The 20092-nt window shown below is 72.0% G+C and carries 16 protein-coding genes; 9 read left to right on the forward strand and 7 right to left on the reverse strand.

The annotated features are described in order from the left end of the window. Nucleotides 1-183: 183 nt before the first annotated feature. Complete coding sequence (locus ACIBTU_RS27715) at nt 184-3318, forward strand: sacsin N-terminal ATP-binding-like domain-containing protein (RefSeq protein ID WP_399129209.1); 3135 nt, start codon at nt 184-186, stop codon at nt 3316-3318. Between the two features lie 192 nt (nt 3319-3510). Then, entirely contained in the window at nt 3511-4359 is an 849-nt protein-coding gene (locus tag ACIBTU_RS27720; RefSeq protein WP_399129211.1) for a DUF5707 domain-containing protein, read from the forward strand. A gap of 19 nt (nt 4360-4378) precedes the next feature. Here ACIBTU_RS27720 and ACIBTU_RS27725 read toward each other — a convergent pair whose 3' ends face one another. Together ACIBTU_RS27725 and ACIBTU_RS27730 are read right to left on the reverse strand one after the other, a co-directional pair. Further along, complete coding sequence (locus ACIBTU_RS27725; RefSeq protein ID WP_399129212.1) at nt 4379-6778, reverse strand: HAD-IC family P-type ATPase; 2400 nt, start codon at nt 6776-6778, stop codon at nt 4379-4381. 30 nt (nt 6779-6808) lie between these two features. After that, nucleotides 6809-7084, reverse strand: a complete 276-nt coding sequence (locus ACIBTU_RS27730; protein ID WP_188337619.1) for a DUF2530 domain-containing protein — start codon at nt 7082-7084, stop codon at nt 6809-6811. A gap of 238 nt (nt 7085-7322) precedes the next feature. Here ACIBTU_RS27730 and ACIBTU_RS27735 point away from each other — a divergent pair, with 238 nt between their 5' ends. Together ACIBTU_RS27735 and ACIBTU_RS27740 are read left to right on the forward strand one after the other, a co-directional pair. Continuing rightward, nucleotides 7323-8768 carry an NCS2 family permease gene (locus ACIBTU_RS27735; protein ID WP_399129213.1) on the forward strand — a complete coding sequence of 482 codons (1446 nt, stop codon included), beginning with the start codon at nt 7323-7325 and terminating at the stop codon, nt 8766-8768. A gap of 101 nt (nt 8769-8869) precedes the next feature. After that, the gene (locus tag ACIBTU_RS27740; protein WP_399129214.1) at nt 8870-9481 is read left to right on the forward strand and encodes a hypothetical protein; all 612 of its coding nucleotides are present in this window, start codon (nt 8870-8872) and stop codon (nt 9479-9481) included. Here ACIBTU_RS27740 and ACIBTU_RS27745 read toward each other — a convergent pair. After that, nucleotides 9466-9648: a ribbon-helix-helix protein, CopG family gene (locus ACIBTU_RS27745; RefSeq protein ID WP_188337616.1), complete on the reverse strand. Its 183-nt coding sequence runs from the start codon at nt 9646-9648 to the stop codon at nt 9466-9468. The genes ACIBTU_RS27740 and ACIBTU_RS27745 overlap by 16 nt on opposite strands. A 224-nt stretch (nt 9649-9872) precedes the next feature. On the opposite strand from ACIBTU_RS27745, the gene ACIBTU_RS27750 reads away from it, so the two are divergent. The 3 genes from ACIBTU_RS27750 to thpR all read left to right on the forward strand — a co-directional run bounded on the left by ACIBTU_RS27750 (nt 9873) and on the right by thpR (nt 12539). Then, nucleotides 9873-10310 carry a MarR family winged helix-turn-helix transcriptional regulator gene (locus ACIBTU_RS27750; RefSeq protein WP_399129216.1) on the forward strand — a complete coding sequence of 146 codons (438 nt, stop codon included), beginning with the start codon at nt 9873-9875 and terminating at the stop codon, nt 10308-10310. Between the two features lie 78 nt (nt 10311-10388). Then, the gene (locus tag ACIBTU_RS27755) at nt 10389-11780 is read left to right on the forward strand and encodes an MFS transporter (RefSeq protein WP_399129217.1); all 1392 of its coding nucleotides are present in this window, start codon (nt 10389-10391) and stop codon (nt 11778-11780) included. 201 nt (nt 11781-11981) lie between these two features. Continuing rightward, a complete protein-coding gene (gene thpR / locus ACIBTU_RS27760; protein ID WP_399129219.1) occupies nt 11982-12539 on the forward strand; it encodes an RNA 2',3'-cyclic phosphodiesterase in 558 nt (185 codons plus the stop codon). Between the two features lie 141 nt (nt 12540-12680). On the opposite strand, the gene ACIBTU_RS27765 is transcribed toward thpR, so the two are convergent. After that, nucleotides 12681-13670 (reverse strand): aldo/keto reductase, encoded by a 990-nt coding sequence (locus ACIBTU_RS27765; protein WP_399129221.1) that lies wholly within the window; start codon nt 13668-13670, stop codon nt 12681-12683. Between the two features lie 176 nt (nt 13671-13846). Between ACIBTU_RS27765 and ACIBTU_RS27770 the strand changes: the two genes are divergently transcribed. Next, a complete protein-coding gene (locus ACIBTU_RS27770) occupies nt 13847-15715 on the forward strand; it encodes a protein kinase (RefSeq protein ID WP_399129222.1) in 1869 nt (622 codons plus the stop codon). 14 nt (nt 15716-15729) lie between these two features. Here the strand turns inward: ACIBTU_RS27770 and ACIBTU_RS27775 are convergent, their stop codons facing one another. Beyond that, a complete protein-coding gene (locus ACIBTU_RS27775; RefSeq protein ID WP_399129223.1) occupies nt 15730-16386 on the reverse strand; it encodes a GDSL-type esterase/lipase family protein in 657 nt (218 codons plus the stop codon). A 79-nt stretch (nt 16387-16465) separates the two neighbouring features. Here ACIBTU_RS27775 and ACIBTU_RS27780 point away from each other — a divergent pair, with 79 nt between their 5' ends. Continuing rightward, nucleotides 16466-17485 carry a WD40 repeat domain-containing protein gene (locus tag ACIBTU_RS27780; RefSeq protein WP_399129224.1) on the forward strand — a complete coding sequence of 340 codons (1020 nt, stop codon included), beginning with the start codon at nt 16466-16468 and terminating at the stop codon, nt 17483-17485. A gap of 97 nt (nt 17486-17582) precedes the next feature. Here ACIBTU_RS27780 and serC read toward each other — a convergent pair whose 3' ends face one another. After that, nucleotides 17583-18701, reverse strand: coding sequence for a phosphoserine transaminase (gene serC / locus ACIBTU_RS27785; RefSeq protein ID WP_399129225.1), 1119 nt, complete (start codon nt 18699-18701; stop codon nt 17583-17585). Nucleotides 18702-18820: 119 nt separating this feature from the next. Beyond that, nucleotides 18821-20062: a cytochrome P450 gene (locus ACIBTU_RS27790; RefSeq protein ID WP_399129226.1), complete on the reverse strand. Its 1242-nt coding sequence runs from the start codon at nt 20060-20062 to the stop codon at nt 18821-18823. Nucleotides 20063-20092: the final 30 nt, after the last annotated feature.

The following is a 20092-nucleotide window of genomic DNA, read 5'->3' on the forward strand; positions in this document are numbered from 1 at the left end:
CGCGCCCCTGATGAGGCTGCGCCTCATCGGGGAAATGCGACCCGAAGGGTCTGCATTTCAGGGGCGCGGGGAACTGCGCGACCAGCCCCCACCGGGGCGCACCCGGCGATGTACCGGCAAGACCCCTCACATGTGCCGCGATACGGTGCGGGCCGACCGGTAAGCGCGGCCAGAGGAGACACCGTGAGCGCCAGCAAGATCGCCCGGCCCGCGCCCGAGGGCATCGATCCCTTCGGCACCGCCCGCCTGCGCCGCGGCGTGCTCGACGCCTGGGTGGCGAGCGGCGCCCGGTTCCGGGAGGACGCCAACGCCGAGGAGGACCTCGCTCTCGGCGGCTACCGCGACCGCCTCGTCGTGGAGCTCGCCCAGAACGCCGCCGACGCCGCCGCCCGCGCGGGAACGCCGGGCCGGTTCGCGCTCACCCTCAAGGACGGCGTCCTCGTCGCCGCGAACACCGGCGCCCCGATGGACGCGGCCGGCGTCGAGTCCCTGTCCACACTGCGGGCCTCCGCGAAGCGGGCCGGTGCCGAGAGCACCGTCGGCCGCTTCGGCGTCGGGTTCGCCGCCGTGCTCGCCGTGACGGACGAGCCGGCCGTGCTCGGCCGGACCGGTGGTGTGCGCTGGTCGCTCGCCGAGGCGCGGATCGCCGCGCAGGAGACCGCCCGGCACAGCCCCGCCCTCGGCGACGAGCTGCGCCGCCGCGACGGCCACGTGCCCCTGCTCCGGCTGCCGTTCGCGGCCGAGGGTCAGGCCCCGGAGCCGTACGACACGGTCGTCGTGCTGCCGCTGCGCGACCAGGCCGCCGAGGCGCTCGCGGCGCGGCTGCTCGACGCCGTAGACGACACGCTGCTGCTCGCCCTGCCGGGCCTCGCCGAGGTCACCGTGACCACCGACGCCGGGACCCGCACCCTGCGCCGCCGCGCCGACGGCCCGTACGTCGTGATCGAGGACGACGGGCGTGCCCCGGCCGAGTTGCGCTGGCGGACCGTGACGCGCAGCGGCGCCCTCGGCGCCGAGCTGCTCGCCGACCGGCCCGTCGAAGAGCGGCTGCGCCCGCACTGGAACGTCACCTGGGCCGTCCCGGTGGACGCCGACGGCGCCCCGGACAAGCCGCGCAGCGCCCCCGTGCTGCACGCGCCGACCCCCAGCGACGAGGCCCTCGGCGTGCCCGCGCTGCTCATCGCCTCGTTCCCGCTGGACACGGCCCGGCGGCACGTCGCGCCCGGCCCGCTGACCGACTTCCTCACCCAGCGCTCCGCCGACGCGTACGCCGAACTCCTGGGGGAGTGGCAGCCCGTCGGCCCCGGCGTGCTCGACCTCGTGCCCGGTCCGCTCGGCCGCAGCGAACTGGACGGTGCCCTGCGCGCCGCCCTCCTGGAGCGGCTGCCCCGCGTCGCGTTCCTGCCGCCCGCGCTGCCGCCCGCGTCCGAGGAGGACGACCGGCCCGCCGCGCTGCGGCCCCGCGACGCGGAGGTCGTCGAGGGCGCCGGCGCCGACACCGTGCGGGTCCTCGCCGAGGTGCTGCCCAGCCTGCTGCCCGCCGGCCTCGAGCGCCGCGTCGAGCTGCGCACGCTCGGCGTCGCCCGCGTCCCGCTGACCGAGGCGATCGACCGGCTGGCCGGACTCGAGAAGGACCCCGGCTGGTGGCACAGCCTCTACGAGTCGCTGGCCGGCGTCGACCCGGACCGGCTCAGCGGGCTGCCCGTGCCGCTGGCCGGCGGCCGCACCACGATCGGCCCGCGCCAGGTGCTGCTCCCCGCCGCCGACGCCGCCGCCCTGCCCGGCGAGGCGCTGGCCCGGCTCGGCCTCAAGGTCGCGCACGCCGACGCCGCCCACCCCCTCCTGGAGAAGCTCGGCGCGCTCCCGGCCACGCCCCGCGCCGTCCTGACCACGCCTCAGGTGCGGGCCGCGGTCGCCGCGTCCCTCGACGACGAGCCCGCCTGGGACGACGAGGGGGCGCTCGGCGCGGAGGAGCTCGCCGACGTCGTCCTCACCCTCGTGCGCGACGCCGGTCTCGACGTCGGCGACGAACCCTGGCTCGGCGCCCTCGCCCTGACCGACGAGGACGGCGAACTCGCCCCCGCCGCCGAACTGCTGCTCCCCGGCAGCCCGATCGCCGACGTGCTGCGCGAGGGCGAACTCCCGTACGTGGACGACGAGCTGGCCGAGCGCTGGGGCGAACAGCCGCTCGCCGCCTGCGGGGTGCTCGCCACGTTCGCCCTGGTCCGCGCCACCGACGTCGTCCTCGACCCCGACGAACTCGACCCGCGCGAGGGCGACTTCCCCGAGCCGGACGACGCCGGTCTGCTCGACGCCGTCGACGTGTGGTGCGAGGACGCCCTCGACCGGCTGCCCGACTCGCCGGTGCCGCCCGTCGCCACCGAACTCGTCGCCGTACGCGATCTGGACCTGGTCGACGAGGACCGCTGGCCGCAGGCGCTCGCGCTCCTTTCGCGGCCGCCGCTGCGCGACGCGCTCACCCAGCCCGTCCGCGTCCTGCTGCCCGACGGCACCCACGAACTCGTCCGCCCGTACACGGCGTGGTGGCTGCGCGGCCACCCTGTCCTCGACGGCCGCCGCCCCGCCGGACTGCGCGCCGCGGGCGGGGACCCGCTGCTCGCCGGGCTCTACGAGGAGGCCGACGCCTCCGGGTTCGAGGACGAGCAGGTGCTGCGCGCCCTCGGCGTGCGCACCTCCGCCGCCGCGCTGCTCGACGAACCGGGCGGCGCCGCCGAACTCCTCGACCGGCTCGCCGACCCGGACCTGCCGGTGGCCGGGGCCCAACTGCACACGCTGTACGGGCTGCTCGCCGGTCTCGACCCCGAGCAGGTCACCCTGCCGGACGACCTGCGGGCGGTGCGGGACGGCGAGGTGGTGGTCGTCGACGCGGCCGAGGCGCTGGTCGCCGACGCCCCCGACCTGATCCCGCTCGCCGACGGCCGCCCCCTGCTGCCGGTGGCCCCGGCCCGGGCCGCGCAGCTCGCCGAGCTGTTCCAGGTGCGCCGCCTGAGCGAGGCCGTCGACGGTGAACTGACCGGCTCCGAGGGCGTCGAGCACCCCGTACCCGACTCCGTGCGCACCCTGCTCGGGGCCGCGACCCCGCGGACGTACGTCGAGCACGAGGAGCTGTACGTCGCCGGGCAGGAGGCCGACTGGCGGCGCACCCCGGACGGCACCGTGCACGCGGCCACCCTGGAGGGCGTGGCGGCGGGGCTCGCCTGGGCGGCGGGTCAGTGGCCGCGCCGTTTCGAGGTGGCGGCCCTCCTGGAGGATCCGTCGCGCACGGAGGAACTGGCCCGGGACCGCTGGTTCGACTGACCCCGGCCCGGGGCGGGGCCTTCCGGCAGGTCAAGGGCTCGGGCCGGATTTGTATGGTGATCGCAAAATTCGCGGAAGCCGTACAACCCGCCCCACCCGGCGCAGGTCTCACCTGCGGGTCAACAGACCCCTAGATCACTTGGGTCCCGCGGGAAGCCATCCGCAGGACCCCTTCTCCACCATGGGGAACACATGCGCATTCGTGCCACCGCCGCCGCCCTCTCGGTTTCCGGCGCCCTGGCCCTCACCGCGTTCACGGTGCCCGTCGCGCAGGCGGCGGACGGCCCGCAGGCCGCGGCCGCCGCCGCCGAGGCGGGCACCTCGGCCGGTGCTGACGAGCAGTACGGCGACACCGCCATCTCGAACGTGGTCGTCAACGGCGGCAAGGACGTCGTCGCCGGCATCAGCAACCTGGTCCCGGTCAAGGTCACCTTCACGGCCACGGACAACTCGGGTATCGACAACACCTCCGGTTACGCCGTCCTGTACCACGGCACGGACCTGGACAACTCGGACGCCGGTGCCGCGCCGACGCAGGACCCGGGCGCCACCACCTGCACGACGGTCAGCGCCACCACGGCGACCTGCACGCTGACCTTCTCCATCGACCCGACGGTGGACCTCGCCAACTACGCGGCCGGTTCCTGGAAGGTCTGGGCGATCGCCTCGGGCAAGGACGCCGACTACACGGTCCGCGAGAACGCCAAGTCGTTCGGCATGAAGCGGTACTCGAAGCTCACCACCAACGCGTCGCCGGAGCCGGTCAAGAAGGGCGCCACCATCACGGTGACCGGCCTGCTGTCCCGCGCCAACTGGGACACCAGCAAGTACGCCGGTTACACCGGCCAGTCGGTGACCCTGCAGTACCGCGCCAAGACCGCGAGCACGTACACCAACGTCAAGACGATCACCTCGTCCTCGACGGGCACCCTGAAGACGACCGTCACCGCGTCGGCCGACGGCTACTTCCGCTACAAGTTCGCGGGCACGTCCACGACCCCGGCCGTGACGTCCACCAGCGACTTCGTCGACGTTCAGTAGGAGCAGGACCCCGCGGTAATCAGGCGGGGAAGCGGCGGTCGACCCATTTCCACAGGAACTCCAGGGCGGCCGCCGCCACCGCCGCCACCCCCACCGCCGTCCACGGCATCACCGAGCCGACCAGCTTCAGCGCGAAGAAGTCCTGCAGCCACGGCACGACCAGGACGAGCAGGAACGCGCCGCCCATGGCCGCGACCAGGGCGACCCGCCACCACGTGTAGGGGCGGGCGATGATGGCGAGCACCCACATCGAGATCAGGAACAGCGTCAGCGTCGCCGAGCTGGTCTCCGCGCCGAGCGCGCCCGAGCCCGTGTAGTAGTGCCGGGCGACCATGTACATCACGAACGTGGCGAGGCCCGCGAGGACGCCGCCCGGGATCGCGTACCGCATCACGCGCCGCACGAAGTGCGGTTTCGCCCGCTCCTTGTTGGGCGCGAGCGCCAGGAAGAACGCGGGGACGCCGATGGTCAGCGTCGACAGCAGCGTCAGGTGCCGGGGCAGGAACGGGTACTCGACCTGGAAGCAGACCACGAGCAGCGCGAGCAGCACCGAGTAGACCGTCTTGACCAGGAACAGGGTCGCCACGCGCGTGATGTTGCCGATGACGCGGCGGCCCTCGGCGACCACCGACGGCAGCGTCGCGAAGCTGTTGTCGAGCAGAACGATCTGGGCGACCGCGCGGGTCGCCTCGGAGCCCGAGCCCATCGAGACGCCGATGTCGGCGTCCTTCAGGGCCAGTACGTCGTTCACGCCGTCGCCGGTCATCGCGACGGTGTGGTCGTGGGACTGGAGGGCCGCGACCATGTCCCGCTTCTGCTGCGGGGTGACCCGGCCGAAGACGGTGCCGGCGTCGAGGGCGTCGGCCATCTCGCTCTGATCGGCGGGCAGGGTCCTCGCGTCGACGGTGTCCTCGGCGCCGGGCAGACCGAGCTTTCCGGCCACGGCGCCGACCGACACCGCGTTGTCCCCGGAGATGACCTTCGCCTTGACGTTCTGCTCGGCGAAGTAGCGCAGGGTGTCGGCGGCGTCCGGGCGCAGCCGCTGTTCCAGGACGACGAGGGCGGCGGGCTCGGCGCCCTCGTGGACGCCGGGGTCCTCCAGGTCGCGGGTCACCTTGGCGAGCAGCAGCACCCGCAGGCCCTGCCGGTTCAGCTCGTCGGTCTCGTCCAGGGCGGGGTCGGCCGGGGGCAGCAGCACGTCGGGGGCGCCGAGCAGCCAGGTGCTGACCGTGCCGTCGCCCTCGCTGAAGGAGGCGCCGCTGTACTTGCGGGCCGAGGAGAACGGCAGCGCCTCCGTGCAGCGCCAGTCCACGCTGTCCGGGTAGGCGTCGACGATGGCCTGGAGGGAAGCGTTGGGCCGCGGGTCGGACTCGCCGAGCGCGCCGAGCGCCTTGCGTACGTACGTATCGTCGGCGCCGCCGAGCAGGCGCAGGTCGGCGACGTCCATGCCGCCCTCGGTGAGGGTGCCGGTCTTGTCGAGGCAGACCGTGTCGACGCGGGCGAGCCCCTCGATGGCGGGCAGCTCCTGCACCAGGCACTGTTTTCGGCCGAGCCGGATGACGCCGATCGCGAAGGCCACGGAGGTCAGCAGCACGAGCCCCTCGGGCACCATCGGGACGATGCCGCCGACGGTGCGGGCGATCGAGTCCTTGAAGCCGTGCTCCTTGACCACGAGCTGGCTGATGACCAGGCCGATCGCGGTGGGGATCATCATCCACTGGACGTACCTGAGGATGGTGGAGATGCCGGTGCGCAGCTCGGAGTGGACGAGGGTGAAGCGGCTGGCCTCCTCGGCGAGCTGGGCCGCGTAGGCCTCGCGGCCGACCTTCGTGGCGGTGAACGCGCCGCCGCCCGCGACGACGAACGACCCGGACATGACCTCGTCGCCGGGCTTCTTGACGACCGGGTCGGCCTCACCGGTGAGCAGCGACTCGTCGATCTCCAGGCCGTCGGCCTCGGCGCAGCTGCCGTCGACGACGATCTTGTCGCCGGGCCCGATCTCGATGAGGTCCCCGAGCACGATCTCGGAGGTGGAGACGGCGACGGCGGCCCCGTCGCGCCGCACCGTGGGTTTCGCCTCGCCGATCACCGCGAGGGAGTCCAGGGTCTTCTTGGCCCGCCACTCCTGGATGATGCCGATCCCGGTGTTGGCGATGATCACGAAGCCGAACAGGCTGTCCTGGATCGGGGCGACGGCCAGCATGATGATCCACAGGACGCCGATGATCGCGTTGAAGCGGGTGAAGACGTTGGCGCGGACGATCTCGGTGAGCGAGCGGGAGCTGCGCACCGGTACGTCGTTGACCTCGCCGCGGGCGGTCCGCTCCGCGACCTCGGCGGCGGTGAGGCCCGTCGCTCGCGCGGGGACGGGTATCGGATGCACCGGATCGAGTTCGGCGCCCGCGTCGATATGGGTCATGGGTTCGACGGTACGGGCGAAACCGGGCACTCACCCGTCGAGCGGGGCACCTTCCGCGCTCTGCGCCGCAGCGCGCTTGAGGGCGGCGTCGCGGCCCCGGACGTACCAGATGCCGATGAGGCCGAGGCCCGCGCCGGCGAGGCAGGTCCAGATCCACCAGGTGTGGCCGCGGTCGTCGAACCAGCCGTAGAACGGCAGCTGGACGAGGAAGAGGACGAACCAGAGGATCGTGCCGCCGGTGATGGTGGCGACCACGGGCCCCTCAAGGGGTTCCGGTGCCTCGTGCTGCGGGGTCCACTTCGCCATGCGCACAGCTTACGAGGCCCGCCCCGGCGCCCGCACGGACCCCGTGCAGGACCCGTACAGGACCGGCCGGAACCCTGTCACGCCAAGGGTCTACGCGCGGAGATAGCGCATTCCCGTTCATATGTTCATACTGAAACGGTCTGACTCTGGCTCCTTATATTCGTAGGAAACACCAGCGCCGCACCGCACATGACGGCAAACAGGCACCCCCGCACCACTGAAAGCGCTGAGGAAAACCATGTCCACTTCGGCCACCCCCAAGGTCGATGCCGTCGAGCCGCCGCCGGCCCCGAAGAGCGGTCTCGACCGCTACTTCAAGATCACCGAGCGCGGTTCGACGGTCGTCCGTGAGGTCCGTGGTGGTTTCGCCACCTTCTTCGCGATGGCCTACATCATCGTGCTGAACCCGATCATCCTGGGCAGCGCGAAGGACATGTACGGGCACCAGCTCGACAACGCCCAGCTGGTCACCGCGACCGCGCTGACCGCCGCGTTCACCACCCTGCTCATGGGCGTCATCGGCAACGTGCCGATCGCGCTCGCCGCCGGCCTCGGCGTCAACACGGTCGTCGCCCTCCAGCTCGCGCCGCGCATGTCGTGGCCGGACGCGATGGGCATGGTCGTCTTCGCGGGCTTCGTCGTCATGGCGCTGGTCGCCACGGGTCTGCGCGAGCGCGTGATGAACGCTGTGCCACTCAGCCTGCGCAAGGGCATCGCGATCGGCATCGGCCTGTTCATCATGCTGATCGGTCTCGTCGACTCCGGCTTCGTCTCGCGCATCCCGGACGTCGCCCACACCACCGTCCCGATCCAGCTCGGCGTCGGCGGTCACCTCATGGGCTGGCCGGTCCTCGTCTTCGTGCTCGGCACGCTGCTGACGCTGGCGCTCCTGGTCCGCAAGGTGCCGGGCGCCATCCTGATCTCCATCGTCGCCATGACCGTCGTCGCGATGATCATCAACGCGGTCGCCGACGTGCCGTCCTGGGGTCTGACCACCCCGGAGTGGCCGGGCAACCCGATCTCCACCCCGGACTTCGGCCTCGTCGGCCAGGTCAGCCTGACCGGCGGCTTCGACAAGGTCGGTGTCCTCACGGGCATCCTCTTCGTCTTCACCGTGCTGCTGTCCTGCTTCTTCGACGCCATGGGCACGATCATGGGCATCAGCGACGAGGCGCACCTGACCGACGAGAAGGGTCAGATGCCGGGCATGAACAAGGTCCTGTTCATCGACGGCATCGCCGTCGCCGCCGGCGGCGCCTCGTCCTCCTCCGCCACCACCTGCTTCGTGGAGTCCACCGCCGGTGTCGGCGAGGGCGCCCGCACGGGCCTCGCGAACGTCGTCACCGGCGGTCTCTTCGCCACCGCGCTGTTCCTCACGCCCGTCGCCACGATGGTCCCGTCACAGGCCGCCACCCCGGCGCTGCTCGCCGTCGGCTTCATGATCATGGCCGGCAGCATCCGGGCCATCGACTGGGACGACTGGACGGTCGCCATCGCGGCCTTCGTGACGATGCTGATGATGCCGTTCACGTACTCGATCACGAACGGCATCGGCATGGGCTTCATCACCTTCACGGTGCTCCGCGTCGTCGCGGGCCGCGCCAAGGAGGTGCCCGTCGCGATGTACGCGGTCTCGGCGGTCTTCGGCTTCTACTACCTGATGCCGGCGCTGGGTCTGACCTGACGCGCCTTGTGACTCCCGCTGCGGCCCCGCCCGGATCTTCCGGGCGGGGCCGCGGTCTTCTTTGGCTGGACCGTCGGTGTGCGCCGGAGGAGGCTGAGGCGATGACCTTGCGCACCGATGTGGCCGCTCTCCTGGCGGAGGCCGGAATCCGGGACCTGGACCTGGACGACCTGGACCTGGACGTGGACGTCGACGGCTCCGGCGCGGGCTGGCACGCCCGCTCGGCCGCGTACCAGCGCGTCGTCGCGGCGATCGCCGCCTCGGGGAACCGCGACCGTGATCGCGCGCTCGTGGCGATCCTCGTGCGCGAGCTCGACGGGATGGCCGCCAAGACGGCGGTGGTCGCCCTCGTCGACGCGGTCGCGCCGGACGCGGCCGGTCCCGCCGAGTTCCGGCGGTGGGCGGCCGGAGTGCTGCCGGAGACCGACCGCCTCGGGGCGGAGGGGCACGGCGCCTTCGTCCGTGGCCGCGTCCACGACTGGCTGGTCCGCCTGTCCGTCCGGGACGGTCACGTGCCGGCAGCGGACGAGCTGGCGGGCGTCACGAACTGGGTGCAGCGCGTCCTCGCCGAGGAGGCGATGTCACCGGCCGTGCTCGCCCTGCTCGCCGAGTCGGCCCGGCACCGGAAGACGCGGAACATCGCGAGGAACCGGGCCGGATCCAGGGCCGTACGGAGCCGGAACGGTTCTCCGGAGCCTCAGGCCGCCCCGTAGAACCGTTCCGTCTCCTCGACGGCCGTCTTGAAGCGTTCGTCGAAGTCGTCGCGCGTCAGCGTCCGGACCACGTAGTCCTGGACGCTCATCCCTCTCTTCGCGGCGTGTCCCTTGAGCCGGTCGAGGAGCTCACCGTCTATCCGCAGGCTGAGCACTGTCGATCCCATGACGAACAGGGTTGCCGCGCCGTCCGCCCGGGCGTGTCACTTTCCGGAAGCGGCTCACTCGTTTGAGTGACGTAAGGTTTCGCCCCGTCAGATCGGCGGCCCGGCGGTGGCCCGTCCGGGGGCCCGCCGGGTGGCCGTCCCGGTGGCTGCCTCGTGGTGTGGATCACGGGTGCGTGGCGTGATTCCGGTGGTCGTTAGGCATAGTAATGAGTTACGCTAAATACATGCCGGACCTCTCCCATGGCGACGACGTAGCCGCCGTGAACTCCCTGCGCTCCGCCGTGATGCGCCTGTCCCGTCGGCTCAAGCACCAGCGGGTCGACGAGTCGCTGAGCCCCACCGAGATGTCGGTGCTCGGCACCCTCGCCGGATGCGGCTCCGCCACACCCGGCGAACTCGCCCGCAAGGAACATGTGCAGCCGCCGTCGATGACCCGCATCGTCGCGCTCCTGGAGGCCAAGGGACTGGTCAGGCTGGAGCCGCACCCCGAGGACCGGCGCCAGAAGGTCGTCACCTCCACCGAGCAGGCCGACACCATGCTCAAGGAGAGCCGCCGCAAGCGGAACGCCTGGCTGGCCGACCTCGCCGCCGGACTCGACGACGAGGACTGGGCCAAGCTCCGCGAAGCCGCCCCCGTCCTCGAGAAGCTCGCCCACCTGTGACGCCACTCGCATTCCGCACGTTGAACGACCACAGCTGAGTAGCGCTCAGCACCACGACGCCGAGGAGGCGAACCCACTTTGAGTACGGGACCCGGAGCAGACTCCGCCCCCGCACCAGCCGCCCACGACTCCGCCCGCCCGTCACCCGACCGCCGCCCCTGGCGGAGCCTGCTGCGCAGGCGCACCCCTGATGGCCCCCGCAAGACCTCCATGTTCGCGAGCCTCAAGGTGCGTAATTACCGCCTGTTCGCGACCGGAGCCGTCGTCTCCAACACCGGTACCTGGATGGCCCGCATCACCCAGGACTGGCTGGTGCTCTCCCTCACGGGATCCTCCGCCGCCGTCGGTGTCACCACGGCCATGCAGTTCCTCCCGATGCTGCTCTTCGGCCTGTACGGCGGCGTCATCGCCGACCGCTTCAACAAGCGCAGCCTGCTCTTCTTCACCCAGGGCGCGATGAGCCTGTCGGGCCTTTTCCTGGCCGCGCTGACTCTGTCCGGCCAGGTGCAGGTCTGGCACGTGTACGTCGCCGCGTTCTTCACCGGACTCGTGACCGTCGTCGACAACCCGACCCGGCAGTCCTTCGTCTCCGAGATGGTCGGCCCCGACCAGGTGCGCAACGCCGTCTCGCTGAACTCCGCCAACTTCCAGTCGGCCCGGCTCATCGGCCCCGCCGTCGCCTCCGTCCTGACCGCCGCCGTCGGACCCGGCTGGGCCTTCCTCGCCAACGGCCTGTCCTTCCTCGCCCCGCTCACCGGCCTCCTGCTGATGCGCACCAGCGAGCTGCACGAGACCAAGCTCGCGCCGCGCGGCAAGGGCCAGCTCAAGGAAGGCCTGCGCTACGTCTCCCGGCACCCCGAGCTGATCTGGCCGATCGTGCTCGTCGGATTCGTCGGCACCTTCGGGTTCAACTTCCCGATCTGGCTCAGCGCCTACGCCGACGACGTCTTCCACGGCGGCGTCGGCATGTACGGAGTCTTCAACACCCTCATGGCGCTCGGCTCCCTCGCCGGCGCGCTGCTCGCCGCCCGGCGCCGCTCCACCCGCCTGCGGGTCCTCGCCGGCGCCGCGATCGGCTTCGGCACGCTGGAGGTTCTCGCCGCGTGGGCGCCCGGCGTCTGGACCTTCGCCCCGCTGATCGTCCTCCTCGGCATCCTCGGCCTCACCGTCAACGTGACCGCGAACTCCACGGTCCAGATGGGTACGGAGCCGGAGATGCGGGGCCGGGTGATGTCCCTGTTCATGATGGTGTTCACCGGTGGCACCCCGCTTGGCGGGCCGCTCTTCGGCTGGCTCGCCGACCAGTACGGGGTGCGGGTCAGCTTCATGCTCGGCGGTGTGATCTGCGCGGTGGCGGCCGCCGGGGTCGGGCTCATGCTCGCCCGTGCCGCGAACCTCCGCCTCAAGGTCGACCTCCGGCGCGGGGAGCGGCACCTTCAGTTCGTCCCGCGCGAGCTGGCGGCGGCCTGACCCGGTCCGGGGCGCCGCCGCGGGGGCTGAGGATCTCGTCGCCGGGTGCCGCCCGGTGGGGCTTCTCGCGCAGTTCCCCGCGCCCCTGAAGGGCACACTCCGTGCGCCCCCAGGGGCCCGCTTGTCGCGCCCCGCGACGGAGTCGCTGAACGGACACAGCCCCGCGCCCCCGGCGCCGTCGTATCCGCCAGACTGTGACGCGTGAGACTCTTCGCCGCTGTGTTGCCGCCGGAATCCGCACTTGGCCCGTTGGGGGACGTCGTCGATCGGTTGCCGGATGCCGACGGGCTGCGGTGGACCGGGCGGGACGGGTGGCACCTCACGCTCGCGTTCTACGGGGAGGTACCCGAGGAGAGCGTGCCGGAGCTGGAGGAGCGGCTGGGGCGGGCCGCCGCTCGTACTCCGGAGTTCGCGCTGGCCCTGCGCGGGGGCGGCCAGTTCGGCGGGCGGGCCCTGTGGGCGGGGGTGAGCGGCGACACGAGCACCCTCGGGCGGCTCGCCGAGCGCGCCGAAGCCGCGGGGCGCCGGGCCGGACTGCCCGGCGAGCACCGGCGCTACCGCCCCCACCTGACCCTGGCCCGCAGCCGCCACGCCTTCGACTTCGGCCCGTACGCCGAGGCGCTCGACCCGTTCGAGGGGCCCGCCTGGACGGTGTCCGAGCTGGCCCTCGTCCGCAGCAACCTGCCCACGTCCGGGGTACCGGGCGAGCGCCCCCGGTACGAGAAGGTCGCCGCGTGGCCACTCGCCGCGCCGCGTTAGGCTCGACGCGTGGACCCGAAGACCCGAAACCGGATCATGGCCGGTGTGCTCGTGCTGATGTTCGTCGTCGTGGTGGTCGCGGCGGCCGCCGGCAGGTGAGCCCGCGCGGCCGCCCCTTCCTCGATTTCCCCGATCCCCGGACTACCAGGCGAAGGCCTCCGGGGACGGCCCCGGGCCCGGGAAGATCTCGTCGAGGGACGTGAGCAGCTCCTCGCCCAGCTCCAGCTCGACCGCCCGCAGCGCCGACTCCAGCTGCTCCGTCGTCCGCGGACCGACGATCGGCCCGGTGACCCCGGGACGGGTCAGCAGCCAGGCCAGCGCCGTCTCGCCCGGCTCCAGACCGTGCTTGTCCAGCAGATCCTCGTAGGCCTGCACCTTCTCGCGCATCGACGTGCTCTCCAGCGCGCTCGCGCTGCGCCCGTCCCGGCGCCGGCTGCCCTCCGCCTCCTTCTTCAGGACGCCGCCGAGCAGCCCGCCGTGCAGCGGCGACCACGGGATGACACCGAGGCCGTACTCCCGCGCGGCCGGGATGACCTCCATCTCGGCGCGCCGCTCGGCCAGGTTGTACAGGCACTGCTCGCTGACCAGGCCCATCGTGCCCCGGCGGGCGGCGGTCTCGTTGGCCTGCGCGATCTTGTAGCCGGGGAAGTTCGACGACCCGGCGTACAGGATCTTGCCCTGCTGGATCAGGACCTCGACCGCCTGCCAGATCTCCTCGAACGGAGTGCGGCGGTCGATGTGGTGGAACTGGTAGATGTCGATGTGGTCCGTCTGCAGGCGCCGCAGGCTCGCCTCGACGGCCCGGCGGATGTTCACCGCGGAGAGCCGGTCGTGGTTGGGCCAGACGTCACCGTCGCCCGACATGTTCCCGTACACCTTGGTGGCGAGCACGGTCTTGTCCCGCCGCCCGCCCCCGTTGGCGAACCAGGTCCCGATGATCTCCTCGGTGCGGCCCTTGTTCTCGCCCCACCCATAGACGTTCGCCGTGTCGAAGTAGTTGATACCGCTGGCCAGCGCCGCGTCCATGATGGCGTGGCTGTCCGGCTCGTCGGTCTGCGGACCGAAGTTCATGGTGCCGAGGACGAGCCGGCTGACCTTGAGTCCCGTGCGTCCGAGCTGCGTGTACTTCATGTCGAACCAGCCAAGACCGTGGAGTGCGCTCTAGGCAAGCGTCTGCGCCCGCGCCCTTCACCAGAACCGCGCGTTCGCCCCACGCGTCCTCGCTTTCACCCGGTCACCAACGACCTTTATCCTCAACGGCGTTACGCCCGTGACCGGGCGGCAAAAGGCGGGGGAGCCAGATCGGCATGAGCGGGACCAATCAGGGCGATGACGGCGGCGGCGGGCGTGATGAGGAGCTCGACGGGGGCGTGAAGCCGCTCACGGTGTTCGACCCGGCGCGCATCGGCCCGTATCTGCTGCTCGGGCGGCTCGGGGCGGGCGGCATGGGCCGGGTGTTCCTCGCGCGGTCGGACAGCGGGCGCACCGTGGCCGTCAAGGTCGTGCACGAGGAGCACGTGTCGGACGCGCGCTTCCGGGCCCGGTTCCGGCGGGAGATCGAGGCGGCGCGCAAGGTCGGCGAACGGTTCACCGCACCCGTGCTCGACGCGGGGCCCGACGACGAGCCGCCGTGGGTCGCCACCGGGTACGTGCCGGGCCTCTCGCTGGAACAGGTGGTGCGCCGGCACGGGCCGCTGCCCGTGGACTCCGTGCACGCGCTCGCCGACGGGCTGCTGCACGCCCTGAAGGACATCCATGACGCGGGCATCGTGCACCGCGACCTGAAGCCGTCGAACGTGATGCTGACCGTCGACGGCACCAAGGTCATCGACTTCGGCATCGCGCGGGCGCTCGAGGCGTCCGTCGAGTCGCTGCTCACCAGTACGGGGATGGTCGTCGGGTCGCCCGGTTTCATGTCGCCCGAGCAGGTGCGCGGGCGCAGCGCCGGGGTCAAGAGCGACGTGTTCACGCTGGGCTGCGTGCTCACGTACGCGGCGACGGGGCGGCTGCCGTTCGGGCACGGCGCCAGCAGCGGGCACGCGGTGATGTTCCAGATCGTGGAGGACGAGCCGGACCTCTCCGGGATCGACGACGCGGCGCTGCGCGCGCTCATCCTGCGCTGTCTCGCCAAGGGGGTCGAGGAGCGGCCCGGCGTCGACGAGCTGCTCGCGGACCCGGAGCGGGTGCGTCCGGCGGCGGCCGGCGGGGCCGCCTGGCTGCCCGCCGAGGTCGTGGCGCGGCTCGCGCAGCAGTCGGCGCGGCTGCTCGACGCGGAGGCGGTGCCGCTGCGCGAGGAGCCGGTGGACCGGGCGACGGTCGGGCTGCGGGCGGGCGCGGAGGCGGCGCTCGGGCCGGTGACGGTGGGCGGCGGCGCGGGGAACTCGACAAAGAGATCGGCGAAGAAGTCGGCGAAGGAAGGTGAGGGGCAGCCGAAGCGGCGTCGGAAGGTGTTCGTGGTGCTGCCCGTCGCGGTCGTCCTCACGGTCGGCGGCGGCACGATGGCGCTGCTCCCGTACGTGCGCGACGACGGGGACGCGCAGGCCCGGCGCCCGTCGAGCAGCGCGAGCGCGACGGTGAGCGGGTCCCCGTCGGCCTCGGTGTCCGCGTCCCCGTCCAGGTCGGCGAAGCCCAAGGGCAAGAAGAAGGACGACGGGGCGGACGAGGGCAAGAAGAAGGACGACAAGGGCGAGACGGCCGCCCCGGACGGCGCCGACGGGGAACAGGCGCAGGACAAGGACGGCGGCACCGCGTCGGGCGGCGCGGCCGACTCCGGGAGCGGCACGGACACCTCCGGCGGCTCCTCGGGCTCCGGGTCGTCCGGCGGAGGCTCGGGTTCGGGTTCGGGGTCGGGTGGCGGTACGTCCGCCGGGTCGCCGCCGCCCGCGATGACGAGCTACCGGCTCGACTACACGAACTCCTGTGTCGGCGCCTGCTCGATGCCCATCAAGGCCAGTTGGCCGGCGGTCTCCCGGGCCACCCGCTACGAGATCAACTACGTCAACAAGGGCAGCCAGTTCACGGAGAAGAACGTGAACACGACGTACTCGACGTCCGGCACCAGCTACACGATCACCGGCCCGTTCTCCGGCGACGAGATCTGCATCAAGATCCGTGCGGCGAACAGCTACGGCCCGTCGGCCTGGGCGAAGACGACGTGCGCGACGGTGCCGTACTAGCCGTACCGACCGTACTAAGAGTGCGGGTAGGGGCCGCCGATGTCCCAGGCCTGGTGCAGCGCGTCCGCGAACGCGCCGGCGAGCTTGTGCTCGCCGGAGGCGTTCGGATGCGTGCCGTCGTAGGTGTCGCGGTGGATGTCGTACGACTCCGGGACCGAGGCGAGCAGCAGCGGGGAGCGGGGTTCGGAGAGGTCCGCGACCGCCTTCGCGAGCAGGGTGTTGAAGTGTGCGACCTGCGCGGCGAAGGGGGCGTCGGTCTCGGCCCGTACGTTCGGGATGACCGGCAGCATGACCATGCGGACGGCGGGGTTCGCGGCGCGGGCGGCGGCGACGAAGCGGCGTACGTTCTCGGCGGTCTGCTCGGCGTCGGTGTAGAAGCCGAGGTCTATCAGGCCGAGGGAGATGAGCAGGGTGTCGGCGCCCGCGGCGGTAACGGCGTCGCCGATGACGGGCGCCATGTGCTGCCAGCCCTCGCCCCAGCCGGCGAGGTGCCGCTGCGGGAAGCCGGGGTCGGCGTAGTCGTGGGTGCCGCCGTACAGGGCGGTGCGGGGGCCGACGACGGCGCAGTCGGTGCCGGTGGCGCGCAGGTGCTGCCACATGCGCAGGCGCCAGGTGTGTTCACCGGCGCTCCCGATGGTCATGGAGTCACCGACAAACATGAACCTGAGCATCCGCTCATCATGGTCGATGCCGCGGAGATCACGCCGGTCAGGTGCGTGTGAGACCGGACACGCCTGGCAAGCTGGGGGCATGCGTGCGGACAAGGCGGGGTCGCGGACGGGGCGGATCGGTGCGGTGCTGGCCGCCGCCGTTCTGGTGACGGGGGCGGCCGTGATGCCGGCCGGGGCGGACGGGCGGTCGCCCGGCTCGGACGGGTTCACGATCCAGGACCCGCGGATCACGGAGTCCAGCGGGCTCGCCGCGTCCCGGGCCCACCCCGGCGTGTACTGGACCCACAACGACAGCGACGACGGCGCGTACCTGTACGCGATCGACGGGCGGACGGGGAAGACGGTCGCGACGCTCACCCTCACCGGGATCGGCTCGCCCCGTGACGTCGAGGCGATCTCGATCGGCCCCGACGGCGACCTCTACGTCGGCGACATCGGCGACAACCTGAACGGCTCCTGGGACCACGTCTGGATCTACAAGCTGCCCGAGCCGAAGGAGCTGCGCGACCAGACCGTGCGGGCCACGCAGTACGTCGTGAAGTACGCGGACGGGGCGCGCAACGCCGAGTCGCTGATGGTCCATCCGAAGACCGGCCGGGTCTACATCGTGGAGAAGGGCGAGGACGGCGGCGGGCTGTACGAGGGTCCCGCGCAGCTCAGCACCTCCGGTACGAACACCTTCCGCCGCGTCGCCGACATCGACCTCTGGGCCACGGACGCGGCGTTCTCCCCGGACGGGAAGCAGTTGGCGGTGCGGGGGTACTTCGGCGGCGTCTCGTACGCGTGGAACGACGGCAGGCCCGAGCGGGAGGGGCAGTTGAGCGTCCCGATGCAGCCGCAGGGCGAGTCGGTGACGTACACGCCGGACGGCCGCACGCTCCTGTACGGCAGCGAGGGCAAGGGCAGTTCGGTGCGGCCGGTCGAGGTGGAGGGCGCCGGATCGGGCGACGGTACGGGGACTCCCGGGACGGGCTCGGACGAGAGCGGTGGCAGCAGCGACGCCGGCATCACGGGCAAGGCCGGCGCGGTGGGCGCGGCGGTGCTCCTGATCGTGGCGGTCGGCATAGGGCGCCTGACCCGGAAGTCGAAGCGCGGCTGAGTCCGTTTCGACCCGGTCCCGGAAAGGGCGCGGGGGACCGCACGCCGGCCGGTGCCGGTGTGCAGTCCCCCGGGGGGAGAGCTGGAGCCCGTAAGGGTCAGAGCTGGCCGATGACGTAGTCGATGCAGGCCGTCAGAGCCGAGACGTCCGCCGGGTCGATCGCCGGGAACATGGCGATGCGGAGCTGGTTGCGGCCGAGCTTGCGGTAGGGCTCGGTGTCGACGATCCCGTTGGCGCGGAGCACCTTCGCGACGGCCGCCGCGTCGACCGACTCGTCGAAGTCGATCGTGCCGATGACCTGCGAACGCTTGGCCGCGTCGGTGACGAACGGCGACGCGTACTTCGACTCCTCGGCCCAGCTGTACAGGCGGTCCGAGGAGTCCTTCGTGCGGGCCGTCGTGAACGACAGGCCGCCCTGGCTGTTCATCCACTCCAGCTGCTCGCCGAGCAGGAAGAGCGTGGCGAGCGCGGGCGTGTTGTACGTCTGGTTCTTGCGGGAGTTGTCGATCGCCGTGGGCAGCGAGAAGAACTCCGGGATGTGGCGGCCGGACGCGTGGATGCGCTCGGCGCGCTCGATCGCGGCCGGGGAGAACGCCGCCACCCACAGGCCGCCGTCGGAGGCGAAGGACTTCTGCGGGGCGAAGTAGTAGACGTCCGACTCGGTGATGTCGACGGGCAGGCCGCCCGCACCGGACGTGGCGTCGACCAGGACGAGGGCGCCCTCGTCGGCACCGGCCACGCGCTTGATCGGGGCGGCGACACCGGTGGAGGTCTCGTTGTGGGTGAGGCCGTACACGTCGACGCCGGCCTCGGCCTGCGGCTCGGGGTGCGTGCCCGGCTCGGAGGCGATGACGGTCGGCTCGGCCAGCCACGGGGCCAGCTTGGCGGCCTTGGCGAACTTGGACGAGAACTCGCCGAAGTTCAGGTGCTGGGACTTGTTCTCGATCAGGCCGTGGGTCGCCACGTCCCAGAACGCGGTGGAGCCGCCGTTGCCGAGGATCACCTCGTAGCCCTCGGGGAGGGAGAACAGGTCCTTCACGCCCTCGCGGACGCGGCCGACCAGGTTCTTGACCGGGGCCTGGCGGTGGGAGGTACCGAGCAGGGACGTGCCGGTCGCGGCCAGAGCGTCCAGCGCCTCCGTCCGCACCTTGGAGGGGCCCGCGCCGAAACGTCCGTCGGCGGGCTTGATGTCAGCGGGAATCTGGATCTCAGCCACGAAAGGGAGAGTAGCGGGTGGTTCCGGCCGACCTGCGCGTTGTCCGTCCGGTGAGATGGGCCGGGACCGGGTGGCGGACCGCCCACCCGGTCCCGGCCCCGCGAAGTTCCGGCGTGCGGTCAGCCGCCGAGCACGACCGGCAGCTCGAACAGGTCGTTCTGGGTGACGACCGGCTTGTTGCGCAGCTCGCCCGGCTCGACCGCGAGCCGCAGGCCCGGGAAGCGGGCGTACAGCGCGGGCAGGGCGACGCCGGCCTCCAGCCGGGACAGGGCGGCGCCGGGGCAGACGTGCGGTCCGTGGCCGAAGGAGATGTGCCGGGTCGGCGAGGTGCGGGTGATGTCGAAGTCGCCGGCGGTCGGGCCGTGCGCCTGCTCGTCGCGGCCGATGGCGCCGTAGGACACGATCAGGGCGTCGCCCTCGCGGATCGTCCTCTCGCCCACCTCGACGTCCTCGGCGGCGAACCGGATCAGGACGTGCGAGGTCGGGGTCGAGTGGCGCAGGGTCTCCTCGACGACCTGCTCCCAGGTGGCCTTGCCGTCGAGGACGAGGGCCAGCTGCTCGGGGTGCCTGGACAGGTTCACGACCGCGTTGACGATGAGGGAGATCGTCGTCTCGTGGCCGGCGGCGACCATCAGCTGGAGCGTGGAGACGATCTCCGCGTCGGTGAGGTGGTCACCGTTCTCGGAGGCCTGGATCAGGGCGCTGGTCAGGTCGTCGCCGGGCTCGGCGCGGCGGGCCGCGACGACGGCGCCCATCATCGCGGCGAGCTCCATGAGCGTCGCGACGACCTCCTCCGGCGGGGTCTGCGTGGAGAAGAACTTGTCGAACAGGACCTTCAGGCGCGGGTGGTCGGCCTCGTCGATGCCCATCAGGTCGCTGATGACGTACATGGGCAGCGGGTAGGCGAAGTCGGCCTTCAGGTCGACGGTGCCCTCGGTGGGGAGCTGGTCGAGCAGGCCGGCCGTCAGCTCCTCGATCCGCTCGCGCATCCGCTCGACCCGGCGGACGGTCAGCGCCTGGGCGACCAGGGCGCGCATCCGGCGGTGGTCCTCGCCGTCGACGGTGAGCATCGAGCGGCCCGGGTTGGCGAGGCCGATCAGCGGCCAGTCGGCGGGGATCTCGCCGCGCTTCCAGGCGCCCCACACCTCGATGTCCTTCACCAGGCGCTTGTCGGTGAGGAGTTGGCGGGCCTCGGCGTGGTGCGTGACCGCCCAGACGGGGACGCCGCCGGGCAGTTCCACCTCCACCAGGGGGCCCGCCGCGCGCAGCTTCGCGCTCTCCCCGTCGAGGTCGGTGACGAACGGGTCGAGGGCGATGCGGCCGGCGGACGCGTGCGGGCACGCGGAAGCGGAAGTCGTCATGGTCGGTCTCCAGAGTCCAAGTGGTGAGTG

The sequence above is a fragment of the Streptomyces sp. NPDC050145 genome, assembly GCF_044460245.1.
In the GTDB taxonomy this organism is placed as follows: domain Bacteria; phylum Actinomycetota; class Actinomycetes; order Streptomycetales; family Streptomycetaceae; genus Streptomyces.